Source organism: Novosphingobium rosa NBRC 15208 (genome assembly GCF_001598555.1).
Classification (GTDB): domain Bacteria; phylum Pseudomonadota; class Alphaproteobacteria; order Sphingomonadales; family Sphingomonadaceae; genus Novosphingobium; species Novosphingobium rosa.
Window position 1 is genome coordinate 1 of sequence record NZ_BCZE01000122.1, and the last position, 14065, is coordinate 14065.

A 14065-nucleotide genomic window follows, 5' to 3' on the forward strand; every position below is an offset into this window, starting at 1 on the left:
AGCGCCGTGCCATGGATCGCGGCGACCACCGGCTTGGGGCTGTTCTCCAGCAGCTTTTGCAGATCGCGCAGCGAAGGCTCCCACTGCGGCTTGCCGAATTCGCTGATGTCGGCCCCAGCGAAGAAGGTGCGCCCCTCGCAGATCAGCAGAACCGCGCCCACTGCATCGTCGGCGACAGCCCTTTCGAAAGCGTGAGCGATGCCCTGCCGCACGGCGTTGGACAGCGCATTGACCGGCGGGGAATTGACCGTGATGACGCCGATGCGCCCCTCGATCTCCAGCGTGGTGACGTCATTGACCTTCATGCAAGCCTCTGTTCACTGTGGGCGCGGGGCTGGCAGCCAGCCGCTCGCGCGCGCGTTGACGGATGTAGTGGCGCAGATCCTCGATCTCGGCGTCACTCAGCTCTTCGAATTGGGGCATGCCGCGCGGGGCGAGCAGGCCGTCATGCAGCACGCTGCGGAAGGCGGCGGCGTCCATGGCGATGGGCGACTGCCCCAGATCGGGCGCGGCTCCGCCCGAGACGCTGCCCGCCCCGTGGCAGATCGAGCAGCGCTGGGCGAAAGCCACATTGCCCGCCGCCACTTTCGCCGCGATGGGGGCAAATCCCGCGTCGTCCAGCACGGGCGTGGCCATGGGTTCGGGCTTGGGCAGTTGCGCCTTGCCGCCCAGTGCGAAGGTCAGCAGCCGCCATTGCTGGCTGCGATAGTTCCATTCATGCGGCAGGCCACTGGCGCTGGGGAAACGCGATCCGGCGATCACGCTGACATATTGCCGCCCCTTCACGCTGTAGGTGATGGGCTGGGCCATCACCGAGGTCTGCGCATCGAAGGACCACAGCTTCTTGCCGTCTGTGGCGGCATAGGCGATGAAATGCCCCCCGGCATTGCCCTCGAACAGCAAGCCGCCGCCGGTGCTGGCCGTGCCGCCGCCGCCGCGAATGCCGGGCATGGGGATGCGCCAGGCTTCGCTCTGGGTCTGCGGGTTCCAGGCCAGCAGGAAGCTGGTCGCCGCGCGGTCGGGCTCCACGCCGGGCGGCGGAGCGCCGGTGCCGGTCGAAAGGCGTTGCCCGTCGAGATGCCGCCAGCCAGCCAATCCGCCTGCCGGATCGACATAGACCCGGCCCTGATCCATCGCCGGGATGTAGAGCAGCCCGGTCGAGGGATTGTAGCTCATCGCCTCGATGTTGTGAGCGCCGAAGGGCGAGGGGTAGACGATGGCGGGCTTGCCGTCGGGATAGCGCGCCTCGGGGTTTTCGATGGGGCGGCCGGTGGCCTGATCGATGCCCTTGGCCCAGTTGACCGGCACGATGTTGCGCGCCGAGATCAGCTTGCCCGTCTCGCGGTCGATCACATAGACGAAGCCGTTCTTGGGGGCATGCATCAGCACGGGGCGCTTCTGCCCGTTGATGGTCATATCGGTGAGCTCGATATCCATCGCCGAGTTGTAATCCCAGCTTTCACCGGGATTGGTCTGATAGTGCCAGACATACGCGCCCGTATCGGCGTCCAGCGCCACGATGGAACACAGGAACAGATTGTCCCCGCCGCCGGGCGAGCGGATCTTGCGGTTCCACGGCGAGCCATTGCCGATGCCGATGTAGATCCGGTTGAAGCGCGGATCATAGGCCATGGCGTTCCACGCCGTACCGCCGCCGCCATACTTCCACCACTGGCCGGTCCAGGTCTTGGCGGCCATCTCCATGGCCTTGTTCTCAAAGCCTTTGGCAGGGTCGCCGGGCACGGTGTAGAAGCGCCAGAGCTGCTTGCCGGTCTGCTGGTCATAGGCCGTCACATAGCCGCGGATCGGCGCGAAATCGGCGCCGCCATGGCCGATGATGACCTTGCCCTTGAACACCCATGGCGGGCCGGAGATATAGCGCTCGTCATCCTTGCCCACGGTCTGGCTCTGCCAGGCCAGATGGCCGGTCCTGGCATCCAGCGCGATCAACCGGCCATCGAGCGTGCCGAAGAAGATGCGGCCATTGTCATAGGCCAGCCCGCGAATGCCCCATGCCGCGCGCATCTTGTGCCCGGCGACTTTGGCGGTTTCGGCATCGTAATCCCACAGTTCACGGCCCGAGACGGCATCGACCGCCCGCACATGGCTGATCCCCGAGGCGAAATAGAGCACGCCGCCCACTTCGACCGGCGCCGACAACGCGCTGCCGCCATCGTTGATGTCCTTGAACCACGCCAGCCCAAGCTGGCTGACATTGCCGGCATTGATCTGGTCGAGCGGGCTGTAATGGTTCTCGCCCGGGCCGCCATAGCCGGGCCAGTCCACATCGCGGGCGAGGGGGGAGGCGCCAAGCAGCGCCAGCGTGAGCAGGGCAACAGAACGGCGCATAATCAACCTCCGATGGTGCGGTCGGTGGGCCAGAACCGGGCGCGCAGGGCCTTCTTGTTGACCTTGCCCATGGCGGTGCGGCCGATGTCGTCCACGAATTCATAGCCGCGCGGGCATTTGTAACCGGCCAGCGAGGCGCGGCAGAAGGTGTTGAGATCCGCCGCGCTGGGCGGGTTGGCGGGATCGGTGGGGATCACCAGCGCCCGTGCTTCCTCGCCCATTTCGGGGTGAGGGGCGGGCACCACCGCCACATCGGCCACTTGCGGATGGGTCAGCAGAACCTGTTCGGCCTCGGCAGGATAGATGTTGACCCCGCCCGAGACGATCATGTCCGAAACGCGGTCGGTGATGAAGAGATAGCCCTCTTCGTCGACATAGCCCATCTCGCCCAGCGTGAAGATGCCCGGGGCGATATGGGCCGCCGCCGTCTTCTCCGGATCGCCGCGATAGACGATGCCATAGCCGCTGGTGTCGCGGAAATAGACCTGACCCACCTCCATGGGGGGCAGGGGCTGGGCGTCCTCGCCATAGATCACCGTCTCGAAGGGGGCGAGCGCCTTGCCCACCGATCCGGGATGCGCCAGCCATTCGGGCGAGGTGATGAAGGTGGTCGATCCGGCCTCGGTGCCGCCATAGGCTTCGACCAGCACGGGTCCGAACCAGTCGATCATCGCCTGCTTCACCGCGCGCGGGCAGGCCGCGCCGGTATGCGCCAGACGTTTGATGCTGGAGACATCGTAGCGCGCGCGGGTTTCTTCCGGCAGGGCCAGCATGCGCTGGAAATGGGTGGGCACCATCACCGATCCGGCGATCCCGTGCTTCTCGATCAGCGCCAGCGCCTGCTCGGCGTCGAAATGGCTCATCACGATCAGGCTGCCCCCGGCCAGCATATTGCGCGCCATGCCCAGCGGCCCGGTGTGATAGAGCGGCCCCACCACCAGCCCCGGCGAGGGGGTGACGCGCGGGCGCAGCGTTTCGGCCAGCGCCTGAAGCGTGGGGCTGCGCGGGAAATATTGCGGCGGGGTCTCGGTGGCCTTGGGGCGGCCTGTCGTGCCCGAGGTGTAATGCAGATGCGGCAGCGGCAGACGGCTGGCGTCGGGCTCGCTGTCGGGCGCGGCGGCGATCCAGTGTTCCCACAGGATCAGCCCCTCGCGCGGGGCGCAGCGCCAGCCGATGACGGTGGCGATGCCTGCCTCGGCTGCGGCGGCGAGGCCTGCCTCCAGCGTTTCCGGGCCGACCAGCACGGCCACGGCGCCGGAGTCCTTCAGAATATAGGCCGCCTCGCCCGGGGTCAGATGGAAACTGACAGGGACGCTGGACAGACCCGCCTCGATGCAGGCGACATAGGCGATCACCGTCTCGGCGGCATTATGCGCGAAGACCGCGACGCGGCGTTCCTGACCGAAAGGCAGCGTATTCAGAGCATTGGCGGCGCGGTTGATGATCGGGTCCAGCGCGTTCCAGCTGTAGGCCACGCGCTCGTCGGCCAGGGCCAGATCATCGCGCCGCGCCGGATCGACGGCGGCAAGGGTCAGCGACATGAAGCGTCCTTTCGAGAGGAAGGAAGGGGGCGCGCGTCAGCCATGGCTGGCATCAGGGGCGTTGCTGCGCGCGGCGATGGCGGGGGCCAGATAGCGCAGCGCCAGGCGGAAGGCGGCCAGCGCCACCAGGGCGCCGCCGATCACCACCACCGCCAGCGAGGAGCCCAGCGCCTTTTCGGAATGGAACACATATTGCGTCAGCGCGGCGACCATGGCCGGGCCGGCGCCAAGGCCGAGCAGGGTGAAGACGAAGAGGAAAAAGGCCAGCAGCCTTGCGCGCACCTGCGGCGGGGCGATCATCGCCATCACCGAGGAGACATAGACCATAAAGGGCACGGTGACGAATTGCGCCACGCAATAGCAGGCCAGAAACACCCAGACATTGCTGGCGAAGAACATATAGGCGATCACCGGAAACAGCGCGAGGATCAGCCAGCCATAGAAGCGCAGATGCGCATCCTTCATGCCGCGCGCGAAGAGCCGGTCGACGATCCAGCCGTTGGCCACCAGCGAGATGGCCGAAACGATGTTCATCACGCTGAGCGCCGGGCCATACTGGATCGGTTTCCAGCCGAAGCCGCGCTCGATATAGGCGGGCACCCAGTTGGTCATCGAATAGCCGCAGATCGCCAGCGCCGAGGTGCCCAGCAGCATCAGCGTCAGCAGTTGCCAGTTGTCGCGGGCGAAGGTGAAGGTGACGGCGCGGTCTCCGGCCTGATCGCCGCTGCGCGCACGGGGGCGGCGCGGATCGGGAAAGGTGAACAGCAGCAGCCCCAGCACAAGGCCCGGCAGGCCGACCAGCACCATCACGATCTGCCATGGCTGGGCCGGGCCGTGGAAGGGCAGGCTGAGCCCCTTGTTGGCCGTGGCCCAGGCGATGGCCACCCCGCCCAGCCCGAAGGCGGTGGCCGAGCCGACCTTGCCCGCCATCTGGAAGGTGGAGGTGGCGCGCGTCAGCAGATGGGGCGGGAAGCTGTCGGCGATCAGCGCATAGGCGGCGGGCAGCAGGGCGGCCTCGCCCGCGCCCACGAAGATGCGGGCCACCAGCAGATGCTCATAGCTGTGGGCATAACCGCAGGCCATGGTGGAGAGCGCCCAGACCACCACGCCGCCAAAGATCACCCAGCGCCGTGGATAGCGGTCCGCCGCCCAGCCCAGCGGCAGGCCGAAGACCGCATAGAAGATCGCAAAGGAGGTGGAGGTGACCATGCTGACCTGCACATCGCTGAGCAGCAAGTCGCGCTTGATCGGCGCCACCAGCATGGCCAGCACCAGCCGGTCCACCCAGGACTGGACGTAAAGCAGGAACAACACCGCCACCATCCACCAATTGCCCTTTTCGGCGGCTCCGGCGGCTGCGGGGGTTTGAGTGGCCATGGCGGTGCTTCTTTCTGCTGGATCAGCGCAGGGGAAGGGCGTTCAGCTCGGCGATCTTCAGCTTGCCCAGCTGGGCCAGATGGACCTCGTCGGGCCCATCGGTCAGGCGCACATAGCGCGCGTTGACCAGCGCCCCGGCGATGGGGAAATCCTTGGACAGGCCGATGCCGCCATGGGCCTGCAGCGCCCGGTCGGCCACGGTCTGGGCCATGCGCGGGGCCACGATCTTGATCGCGGCGATCAGATCCTTGGCCTGCTTGTTGCCGTAGCGGTCCATGGCGTCGGCGGCCTTCAGCGTCAGCAGACGGGCCTGCTCGACCTCGCAGAAGGAGAGCGCCACCTCCTGCCGGATGCTGCCCTGATCGGCCAGCTTGCGACCGAAGGCGGTGCGGTTGCTGACGCGGCGCGCCATATATTCCAGCGCGCGCTGCGCCTGACCGATCACGCGCATGCAATGGTGGATGCGCCCCGGCCCCAGGCGGCCCTGCGCGATCTCGAAGCCGCGCCCCTCGCCAAGGATCATGTTGGCGGCGGGCACGCGCACATCGGTGAAGCTGACCTCGGCATGGCCGCCGGGCGAGTGATAGGTGCCCATCACATCCAGCGGGCGCACGATCTCGATCCCCGGCGTGTCACGCGGCACAAGGATCATCGAATGCTGCTGATGCTTGGAACGCGTTTCATCCGGCGTGCGGCCCAGCACGATAAACAGCTTGGTGTTGGGATCGCAGGCGCCCGAAATCCACCATTTTCGGCCATTGATGACATAGTCGTCGCCATCGCGCAGGATCGAGGTCTCGATGTTGGTGGCGTCGGACGAGGCCACGCCCGGCTCGGTCATCACATAAGAGGAGCGGATTTCGCCCGCCATCAGGGGCTTGAGCCATTCTTCCTGATGCTCCGGCGTGCCATAGCGGGCCAGCACTTCCATATTGCCGGTGTCGGGCGCGGAGCAGTTGAAATATTCCGAGGCGCCGATCACCCGGCCCATGATCTCGGCCAGAGGCGCATATTCAAGGTTGGTGAGGCCGGGGCTCCATGCGCCATATTCATGCGGCAGGAACAGGTTCCACAGGCCTGCTTCCCTGGCCTTGGCCTTGATGGCTTCGGTGCCTTCCCAGCGGACCCAGGCGTTGGCGGCATCGGCGTGGAAGCGATCACGTTCCTTTTCGATCGGATAGACATATTCGTCCATGAAATCGATCAGTTGCGCGCGCAGCGCCTTCACCTTGTCGGAATATTCGAAATCCATCGTGGTATTCCTTGTTCGTATCAGAGGGTGAGCCCGCCATCGACCACGATGGTCTGCCCACAGATGTAGCCGGCCAGCGGCGAGGCGAGGAACAGGGCGACGCCCGCCATCTCCTCCACCGTGCCGAACCGGCGCAGGGGTATTTTCGCCAGAGCGCGGTTGCGGCGCTCCTCGCTTTCCATGGTGACGCGGGTCATCTTGGTGTCGACCAGGCTGGGGGCGATGCCGTTGACGCGGATGCCGTCGCTGGCCCAGGCCTGCGCCAGCGTGCGCACCAGATTGACCGCGCCCGCTTTCGATGCGGCATAGGCCGGATTGCCGATGGTGGCGCGATAGGCGCCGATCGAGCTGACGACGATCACCGCGCCATTGGCGGCGGCCAGCGCATCATGGAAGCGCTGCGAGATATGCATCACGCTGCCCAGATTGACGGCGATGACCTTGTCCCACCCGGCAGGCTCGAACTCCTGACGGCGATAGAGCACGGCGCCTTGCGAATGGACCAGAATATCCAGCGTTTCAAAAGGCATGGGCGCGGCGGCAATGGCGGCGGCATCGCCGACATCGACCTGCGTGTAACCAAGGCCCGCAAGGTCCGATCCTTCCTCGCCCGCATAATCCTGCGCGTTGGCGCGGGTGCCCCAGACATGGACCTGTGCCCCGGCATCGCGCAGCGCCGTGGCGATGCCGTTGCCGATGCCGCTGGAGCCGCCGATGACCAGCGCGTTCCGGCCCGTGAAATCGAGAGGGTTCATCAAGCTTCCTTCAGCGGATCAGGCGCGCGGCGCGGGTGAAAAGATGGATGGCGCGGGCGTGCAGGCGATCCCCCACGTCGCGCGGGGCCTTGCCGGCGCAGGCGCGGGCGAAGGTGCCCTCCAGCAGGATGCCCAGCTTGTAGCAGGCCAGCACGTGATACCAGTCGAGCGCGGAGAGATCGCGGCTGGAGCCGGTGCGATAGCGTTCGACCAGCTGCGCAGGGGAGGGGAAGCCCTCCCATGGCGTGACGGAGACGGTGCTTTGCCCATCGCCATCGGGCCATGTCGCCAACACCCAGCCCAGATCGAGCAGCGGATCGCCGATGGTCGCCAGCTCCCAGTCGACGATGGCGGCCAGATCGCCGCTGTCGCGCCGGTACATCACATTGGCGAGGTGATAGTCGCCATGCATGATGCCCGCGGTGAAGCTGGAGGGGCGATGCGCGTCGAGCCAGTCGCCGATGGCGTGAATGTCCGGCAGGCTTTGCGCGCCGGGCCAGCCGGGCAGATCGGCATAGGAGGCGAGCTGGTCGCTCCAGCGCGAGACCTGACGGTTGAGGAACCCATCTGGTTTGCCAAAACCCTCCAGCCCGACGGCGCGATAATCCAGGCGGCCCAGCGCGGCGATGCCATCCACCAGCGCCAGACCCATGGCATGGCGCAGTGTGGGAGAGGAGGCATGGGGCTCGGGCAGCTGGCCGATGGGGTTGAAGCCGTCGATCGGCTCCATCAGATAGAAGGCGCAGCCCAGCACGGTTTCGTCGTCGCAGGCCGCGATCAGCGCCGGATGGGGCACATCGCTGCCCGCCAGAGCACGCAGCACGCGGGCCTCGCGGCGCATGGTTTCGTTCGAGCTGGCGCGCGGATGCAGCGGCGGGCGGCGCAGCACGACGTCCCGCCCGTTGAGGGTGAGGCGCAGCAGAATGTTCTGCGTGCCGCCAGCGAGCGACACGACATTCTCGAGCGGGCCTTCACCCAGCCCTTCGCTGGCCATCCAGCCCCTGAGCGAATCGGTATCAACGCCGAAATCCACTGAGACATCCCCGGTTTTTGCGATGTGAAGCCATCGTCTAAGACAAATGGATAATGCACTTGACGTGGGGGCTTGGCAATGAGATTTTGCACTCATGGTCAGACTTCAGAAACCAAGGGCAGAGGAAAACGGATCGGGCGGCGCTGAGCAGATCAAGCGCATCGCTCTGCATCTTTTCGCCGAAAGCGGGGTGGATGGGGTGACGGTGCGTGCCATCGCGGCGGCGGCGGGCCAGAAGAATCACGGTGCGGTTGGTTATCATTTCGGCTCGAAAGAGGCGCTGGTGCGCTCCATTGTGAAAGATGGCGCGGTGGAGCTGGATCGGCTGCGCCATGCGGCGCTCGATGCGCAGGAGGCGCAGGGCGGTCCGCGCACGGTGCGCGATGTGGTCGATGTGCTGATCGGCGCGGTGACGGCGCTGTCGGACGATGATTATGTGCGGTTCATCACGCTGTTCGGCATGACGCATCGTGATCTGATGATCGAGGCGATCGAACCGGAATGGAACCATGCCTATGGCCGGTGCCTCGCCCATCTGCGCAGGCTGATGCCGCCGATGAGTTCGGCTCTGCGCAACCAGCGCTTCGTCTTTATGGGGGCGCTGCTGAGTGCGGTGTTGTCGGCGCGGGCGCGGGCTCTGGCGGATCGCAGCCGCCACCATGCGATGTGGGCCGATGAGATGGGGCTGGAGCATTTCGCGCAGGTGCTGACGGCAGTACTGGAAGCCGAGTGCGATCTGCCTGATAGTATGGCGCAAATCACTGATTCGAAGAGGCTTGCCGATCATGGGCCGATGGGGCCGATGGGTTAGCGACAAGCACAACAAGACATATCCGAAAAACGGAAAGACGGCGTGGGAGAGCGTAAGGTGGAGGTCGCGATGATCGCAGAGGCCCTGATGGAGATGCCGCTTGACGCCATGATGGCGCAGGCCAGGCAGATGTGCGATGCCGGGCATGGGCGGGTTCAGACATGGTCGCGCAAGGTGTTCATCCCGCTGACGCACTTGTGCCGTGATCGCTGCCATTACTGCACCTTCGCCCAGCCTCCCCGGCAGGGCGAGGCCGCCTATCTCAGCCGCGAGGAGGTGTTGGCCATCGCCCGCGCCGGGGCGGCGGCAGGCTGCACCGAAGCGCTCTTTACCTTGGGGGACAAGCCGGAACTGCGCTATGGCGCGGCCCGCGATGCTTTGGCGCGGATGGGTTACGCCACCACCATCGCCTATCTGATCGATCTGTGCCGCGCGGTGCGCGACGAGACCGGCCTGCTTCCCCATGTGAACGCCGGGGTGATGAGCCGCGAGGAGATGGCGGCGCTGCGCGACGTCTCCGTCTCGCAGGGGCTGATGCTGGAATCGCTCTCGCCGCGTCTGTGCGGGAAAGGCGGTCCGCATTACCGCTCGCCCGACAAGGAGCCCGGGGCGCGGCTGGCGATGCTGCGGCATGCGGGTGAATTGGCGATCCCTTTCACAACCGGCCTGCTGATCGGCATCGGGGAAAACCGTGCGGAGCGGATCGAGGCGCTGGAGGCGATTGCCGCGCAGCATCGCCAGCATGGCCATGTGCAGGAGGTGATCGTCCAGAACTTCCGCGCCAAGCCGCGCACCCCCATGGCCGATGCGCCCGAGCCCGATCTCGACGATCTGCTGTGGACCATCGCGGCGGCGCGTCTGATCCTTGGGCCGGCGATGAACATTCAGGCGCCGCCCAACCTTTCGGCGCAGGATTTTCCCCGGCTGATGGAGGCCGGGATCAATGATTGGGGCGGCGTCTCGCCTGTTACCATCGATCATGTGAACCCCGAGGCGCCCTGGCCCGAGGTGGAACGGCTGCGTTTGGGCACCGAGCAGGCCGGTCGCCAACTGGTCGCGCGTTTGCCTGCCTATCCTGCATGGCTGGGTGCGGCATGGCAGGCCCCCGCCATGCGCCCGGCCATTCTGGCCGCCAGCGATGCGCAAGGCTTCGCGCGCGATGACAGCTGGTCGCCCGGCGTGGCGCTGCCCGAGCGCGCGGCGCGGGTGTCCACGCTGCCGGTCGATCCGGCGATCGCCGCAGCGATGCAGGCGGCGATGGCAGGGCAGGCATTGGATGAAGCTGCCATCGTCACGCTGTTTTCCGCCCGCGATGCCGATCTGGAGCATGTCTGCGCGGCAGCGGACCAGTTGCGGCAGGAGGTGAAGGGCGAGGCGATCACCTATGTCGTCAACCGCAACATCAACTACACCAACATCTGCAGCTTCAAATGCGGCTTCTGCGCCTTTTCCAAGGGCGATATGGCCGAGGCCTTGCGGGGCCGCCCCTATGATCTCTCCATGGATGAGGTGATCCGCCGCACCCGCGAAGCCGCCGAGCGCGGCGCCACCGAAGTCTGCCTGCAGGGCGGCATCCACCCGCATTACACTGGCGAGACCTATCTGGGGTTGGCCCGCGCCGTGCGTGCGGCGGTGCCCGAGATGCATATCCATGCCTTCTCCCCGCTGGAGGTGTCGCAGGGTGCCAAGGCGTCCAATCTGTCGCTGGAACAGTATCTTACCGCCTTGAAGGAGGTCGGGCTCGATACGCTGCCCGGCACGGCGGCGGAAATCCTCGACGATGAGGTGCGCGCGCAAATCTGCCCCGACAAGCTGACCACCGAGGAATGGCTGGAGGTGATCGAAACCGCGCATCGCGTGGGCTTCACCACCACCGCCACGATCATGTTTGGCCATGTCGAGACGCCGCTTCATTGGGCCCGCCACCTGATCCGCATCCGCGATCTGCAGGAGCGCACCGGCGGCTTCACCGAATTCGTGCCGCTGCCCTTCGTGCATATGGAAGCGCCCATGGCCATCAAGGGCAAGGCGCGGCGGGGGCCGACCTTCCGCGAGGTGCGGCTGATGCATGCCGTGGCGCGGCTGGTGCTGCATGGGCGGATCGATTCCATCCAGACCAGCTGGGTCAAGCTGGGCGAGGAGGGCGTGAAGGCCTGTCTCAACGGCGGCGCCAACGATCTGGGCGGCACGCTGATGAATGAAAGCATCAGCCGCGCGGCAGGCGCTGCGCATGGGCAGGAGATGCCGCCCGCCGCGATGGAGGCGCTGATCCTCGCGCTGGGCCGCGTGCCGCGCCAGCGCAGCACCGCCTATGGCGGCGTGAGCGAGAGCATGCACCAACGCGGGCTTCAGGCCGCCGCGCTGACCCCGATGATCCAGACCCCGCCACGCCGCAAAGGCGAGCGGGCCAATGATACCGCTAATGATACCGTGGAGAGGTTCGAACATGCAGGATAAAGCCGTCATCGCCGTTCTGGGGGGCACAGGCAAGGAAGGCGGCGGTCTGGCGCTGCGCTGGGCCCATAAGGGGCATGGTGTGATCGTGGGCAGCCGCACCGCGGAGCGCGCTCAGGAAGCCGCCGATGCGATGAACGAAACGCTGGGCGGCCATGGCGTGAAGGGCATGGCCAACCCCGATGCCGCTGCCGCTGCCGATATCGTGGTGCTGGCGGTGCCCTATGCCGCGCAGCAATCCACGGTGCGGGAGGTCGCCGAGGTGCTGAAAGGCAAGATCCTGATCGATGTGACGGTGCCGCTGGTGCCGCCCAAGGTCAGCCGCGTGCATCTGCATGAGGGCGGATCGGCGGTGGAGGCGGTGCAGACGCTGCTGGGCGAGGAGGTGAAGGTTGTCTCGGCCTTCCAGAACATCTCGGCCCATCACCTCACCAAGCTGGATGAGGAGATCGAGTGCGACGTGCTGGTCTGCGCCGATGATGCCGCCGCCGCCGATACGGTGGTCGATCTGGCGCAGGAGATCGGCCTGCGCGCCTGGAACGCCGGGCCGCTGTGCAATTCCGTGGTGGCCGAGGGGCTGACATCGGTGCTGATCGCGCTCAACCGGCGCTACAAGGTGCCCGGTTCGGGCATCCGCATCACGGGCGTGTGACAGGCATGGGAGCTGCTCCGGTTCTTTCCCTGCATGCGCTTTCGGGCGTGCCTCTGGTGGCGGCTGGGGATGACCTTGCCGCGATCGTTCTGGGCGCGCTGCGGGCCGATGGGCATGACCTGCGCGATGGCGATGTGATCGCTCTGGCGCAGAAGATCGTGTCCAAGGCCGAAGGGCGCGCGGTGCCGCTGGCGGAGGTTAAACCCTCCTTCGCGGCGCAGGATCTGGCCGCGCGCTGCGACAAGGATGCGCGGCTGGTCGAGCTGATCCTCTCGGAATCTGAACGGGTGATGCGCGTTCGGCGCGGCGTGCTGATCGTGCGGCACCGGCTGGGTTTCGTGCTGGCCAATGCCGGGATCGACCAGTCCAACGTCGATCAGGGCGATGAGCCGGTGGCGCTGCTGCTGCCCGCCGATCCCGACGGCAGCGCGGCGGTGTTGCGTGCGGCGCTCAAGGCTGCGACCGGCGCCGATGTCGCGGTGGTCATCATCGACAGCTTTGGCCGGGCATGGCGCAACGGCACCTGCGGGGTGGCCATCGGTTGCGCGGGGATGCCGGGACTGCTCGATCTGCGCGGCGCGCCCGATCTCTATGGCCGCGCCTTGCAGACCAGCGAGCTTGGACTGGCCGATGAGGTGGCCGCGGCCGCCTCGCTGGCGATGGGGCAGGCGGCGGAGGGCGCGCCTGTCGTCTTGCTGCGCGGGGTGGGCTATGCTCGCCGCGAGGGCAAGGCCGCCGAACTGGTGCGTCCCCTGGAGATGGATCTTTTCCCATGAGCATTCTGGCGATCGCGGGCGGCGTGGGCGGCGCCAAGCTGGCGGCGGGTCTGGCGCAGGCCCTGCCCGAGGGCGCGCTGACCGTGGCCGTCAACACCGGCGACGATTTCGAGCATATGGGGCTGACGATCTGCCCCGATCTCGACTCCGTGACCTATGCGCTGGCGGGTCTCAACAACCGCGAGCAGGGCTGGGGCGTCACCGGGGAGAGCTGGGCCTTCATGGAGATGACCCGCAAGCTGGGCGGGGAAGGCTGGTTCAATCTGGGCGACCGCGATCTGGCGACCCATGTGCTGCGCACCCAGCGCCTGCGGCAGGTCAGCCTCTCGCAGGTGACGGCGGAACTGACCGGCGCGCTGGGCATCCGCCAAAAGGTCGTGCCGATGAGCGACGATCCGGTCCGCACGATCATCGCCACCGATGAGGGCGATCTGGCCTTTCAGGACTATTTCGTGCGGCGTCAGTGCAAGCCGGTGTTCCATGCCATGCGTTTCGACGGGGCGGAGAAAGCGCGGATCAGCGAGGGGTTCGCTCAGGCGCTGGCCGATCCCGCGCTGGAGGCGATCATCTTTTGCCCTTCCAACCCGATGCTTTCCATCGAGCCTGTGCTGAGCGTGCCGGGGGTGAGGGATGCGCTGGCGGCGCGCAGGGTGCCGGCCGTGGCGCTCTCGCCCTTTATCGCCGGGCAGGCGGTGAAGGGGCCGGCGGCCAAGATCATGGGCGAACTGGGGCTGGGCACCACGCCTGCCGCTCTGGCCGCCTGCTACACCGGGCTGATCGACGGGTTGATGGTGGACAAGGCGGACGATGGCCCGATCGAGGGCATCATCACCCGTGCCAGCGATACGCTGATGCGCGACGATGCCGACCAGATACGGGTGGCGCGCGAGATGCTGGCCTTCGCGCAGGATCTGGCGCGCTAGGCGATGGGGCGGCCGGTCATCCTGATCCCGGTCAAGCCCTTCGCCGAGGGGAAATCGCGCCTGTCCGCCGTGCTGGACGGCGCGGCGCGGGCGGCGCTGAGCCGACGGCTGTTCAGCCATGTGCTGCGGCAGGCGCTCAGCG

The 14065-nt window shown here is 66.7% G+C and carries 12 protein-coding genes; 5 read left to right on the plus strand and 7 right to left on the minus strand.

Annotated elements, in window-relative coordinates:
* From SR3_RS28740 to SR3_RS28770, 7 genes are all read right to left on the minus strand, one after another.
* A partial coding sequence (locus SR3_RS28740) for an enoyl-CoA hydratase/isomerase family protein (protein ID WP_169805738.1) occupies nucleotides 1-305 on the minus strand: 305 nt, incomplete at its 3' end.
* Nucleotides 292-2349, minus strand: a complete 2058-nt coding sequence (locus SR3_RS28745) for a PQQ-dependent dehydrogenase, methanol/ethanol family (RefSeq protein WP_068094347.1) — start codon at nucleotides 2347-2349, stop codon at nucleotides 292-294. The genes SR3_RS28745 and SR3_RS28740, both read right to left, overlap by 14 nt.
* 2 nt (nucleotides 2350-2351) lie before the next feature.
* Complete coding sequence (locus SR3_RS28750) at nucleotides 2352-3890, minus strand: AMP-binding protein (RefSeq protein ID WP_068094349.1); 1539 nt, start codon at nucleotides 3888-3890, stop codon at nucleotides 2352-2354.
* A 36-nt stretch (nucleotides 3891-3926) separates the two neighbouring features.
* On the minus strand, nucleotides 3927-5267 hold the full coding sequence (locus SR3_RS28755; RefSeq protein WP_068094351.1) for an MFS transporter: 1341 nt from the start codon (nucleotides 5265-5267) through the stop codon (nucleotides 3927-3929).
* A 22-nt stretch (nucleotides 5268-5289) separates the two neighbouring features.
* Nucleotides 5290-6519 (minus strand): acyl-CoA dehydrogenase family protein, encoded by a 1230-nt coding sequence (locus SR3_RS28760; RefSeq protein WP_068094357.1) that lies wholly within the window; start codon nucleotides 6517-6519, stop codon nucleotides 5290-5292.
* A 20-nt stretch (nucleotides 6520-6539) separates the two neighbouring features.
* Nucleotides 6540-7277, minus strand: coding sequence for an SDR family NAD(P)-dependent oxidoreductase (locus SR3_RS28765; RefSeq protein ID WP_068094360.1), 738 nt, complete (start codon nucleotides 7275-7277; stop codon nucleotides 6540-6542).
* Nucleotides 7278-7284: 7 nt separating this feature from the next.
* Complete coding sequence (locus tag SR3_RS28770; protein ID WP_068094363.1) at nucleotides 7285-8307, minus strand: phosphotransferase family protein; 1023 nt, start codon at nucleotides 8305-8307, stop codon at nucleotides 7285-7287.
* A gap of 94 nt (nucleotides 8308-8401) precedes the next feature.
* On the opposite strand from SR3_RS28770, the gene SR3_RS28775 reads away from it, so the two are divergent.
* The 5 genes from SR3_RS28775 to cofD all read left to right on the plus strand — a co-directional run bounded on the left by SR3_RS28775 (nucleotide 8402) and on the right by cofD (nucleotide 13923).
* The gene (locus SR3_RS28775) at nucleotides 8402-9118 is read left to right on the plus strand and encodes a TetR/AcrR family transcriptional regulator (RefSeq protein WP_068094365.1); all 717 of its coding nucleotides are present in this window, start codon (nucleotides 8402-8404) and stop codon (nucleotides 9116-9118) included.
* A gap of 69 nt (nucleotides 9119-9187) precedes the next feature.
* On the plus strand, nucleotides 9188-11575 hold the full coding sequence (gene cofH, locus SR3_RS28780) for a 5-amino-6-(D-ribitylamino)uracil--L-tyrosine 4-hydroxyphenyl transferase CofH (protein ID WP_068094376.1): 2388 nt from the start codon (nucleotides 9188-9190) through the stop codon (nucleotides 11573-11575).
* Nucleotides 11565-12224 (plus strand): NADPH-dependent F420 reductase, encoded by a 660-nt coding sequence (npdG, locus tag SR3_RS28785; protein WP_068094368.1) that lies wholly within the window; start codon nucleotides 11565-11567, stop codon nucleotides 12222-12224. The genes cofH and npdG overlap by 11 nt, the downstream gene beginning before the upstream one ends.
* Nucleotides 12225-12229: 5 nt before the next feature.
* Nucleotides 12230-13000, plus strand: coding sequence for a coenzyme F420-0:L-glutamate ligase (gene cofE / locus SR3_RS28790; RefSeq protein ID WP_068094371.1), 771 nt, complete (start codon nucleotides 12230-12232; stop codon nucleotides 12998-13000).
* Nucleotides 12997-13923, plus strand: a complete 927-nt coding sequence (gene cofD, locus SR3_RS28795) for a 2-phospho-L-lactate transferase (RefSeq protein WP_068094375.1) — start codon at nucleotides 12997-12999, stop codon at nucleotides 13921-13923. Before cofE ends, cofD begins: the two co-directional genes overlap by 4 nt.
* The last annotated feature ends 142 nt before the right edge of the window (nucleotides 13924-14065 follow it).